The organism is Opitutales bacterium, assembly GCA_013215165.1.
Lineage (GTDB): Bacteria > Verrucomicrobiota > Verrucomicrobiia > Opitutales > JABSRG01 > JABSRG01.
The window spans coordinates 1-1,483 of sequence record JABSRG010000001.1 but is presented as its reverse complement, the minus strand read 5'-3'; the positions used below and the strand labels follow the sequence as shown (position 1 = coordinate 1,483).

The window sequence follows — 1,483 nt, the reverse complement described above, 5'->3', positions numbered from 1 at the left end:
TCTGAATGGTGATATACTTCATAAGATTGAAGAAAATAATTCCGACCAACGCGAAAGAAAGCACTTCGTCTGCGAGCGATAGAATACTTATAGGCAGCTGTAAAAGCATCAATCCGCCTGTGATAATTTGCACGAGAGAGATGCCCACGACCATCGTGCCCATCTGGCTTATTTTACTCTTAGCCGCCTCGGATAGATTACCAGGTAGGCGACGTAATGCCTTAAACAGGGGTAACGCAAAAAAGACACCGAGCCCCAATGAAACGGCGCTAATCGCCCCGGCTATTGTCGTGTTCAAATCGAGAAAGGCTCCGACTCCCAAAATTACAAAAGCCAAAAAGATCTTGGCAGCTGAAATCATAAAGAATTTTTGCGCCTTGGGATTTTCAGTGACCAAACTGGGAATCATCATCACCAACACCGGAGCGATCACAGCCCAGCACAGAGGTTTCAACATGAGAGGATATTGAGCAATCTCTTGATTTAGAAACTGGGAAAAAATTGATTTAGAAGCGAATGCAAAACCAGCCAGGAGGAACATACCCATGCCACCGAGAAGCAGCGCTTTTTTGGGTGCGCTTGAACTCACTCGGGTGCGGCGCGCTAAAATCGCGATTCCTGCAACTAGAAAGAATACGAATAACGAAATCATCCCATAGCAGGATGCACTATCTAAAGTAAAGATAGTCACCGTGGACTCTAATGAGCTTCCTGGAACTGAGCTACCAGGAACTACTTCCTCACCTGAAAATGGATCGAGGAAGGCTACAGTTTCTAGCTCCACAACTTCGGAAGCTTCCAAAAGCGTTGGCGTGGACACATTTTTGCTTTCGGCAATTGGAGGTAAGTCATCAACAAGATTAACTCTTTCTGGCATATCGATTGGGGGTTCAGAGATAGGGTAGGGGGAAAAAGATCACTCTATACGTAAACGATGCACAATCCATAAGCCCCGATCTGACATTATTTACACGAAAACGCTTATATCGCGGAGAAAATCATTCAAAATTTGTCACTAAACCTTGATTTTGATTCACCGTTAATGAAAGAGCTCTACAGATTTAAAAAAAGGCTCGCATGAATCTCACGGGCATTCTCCCTAAAACTCCCTTATGACACCCCCCCCGAACGACCCTCACCGCGTCGGACGCATCCTTGTTGTGGATGACGAGTCACTTTACGCGGAAATGCTTTACAGCATTTTACGCCAACATCACTACCCCGCTGACATGACGGACGATCCAGTCCGAGCGAAAGAGATGATTCAAGAAAATGATTACAGCCTGTTGGTAACGGACTATCAAATGCCGAATATGACCGGAGTTCAGTTAGTAGATGCCATCAGAGAAATCGGCTTCACACTACCGGTCATCATCATTTCTGGGATGATGCATACCCCTGAATTACAGCGCGCGGTCAATATGGGGATCACCACGGTTCTACAAAAACCAACAGGCACTCAAAACTTCCTCTCTCACGTAAA

General features: G+C 45.6%; 2 protein-coding genes. One reads left to right on the top strand and one right to left on the bottom strand.

The window, feature by feature from the left end:
- On the bottom strand, nucleotides 1-877 hold an 877-nt coding region (locus HRU10_00010), incomplete at its 3' end, for a hypothetical protein (GenBank protein NRA25619.1).
- A 235-nt stretch (nucleotides 878-1,112) separates the two neighbouring features.
- On the opposite strand from HRU10_00010, the gene HRU10_00005 reads away from it, so the two are divergent.
- A partial coding sequence (locus HRU10_00005) for a response regulator (protein ID NRA25618.1) occupies nucleotides 1,113-1,483 on the top strand: 371 nt, incomplete at its 3' end.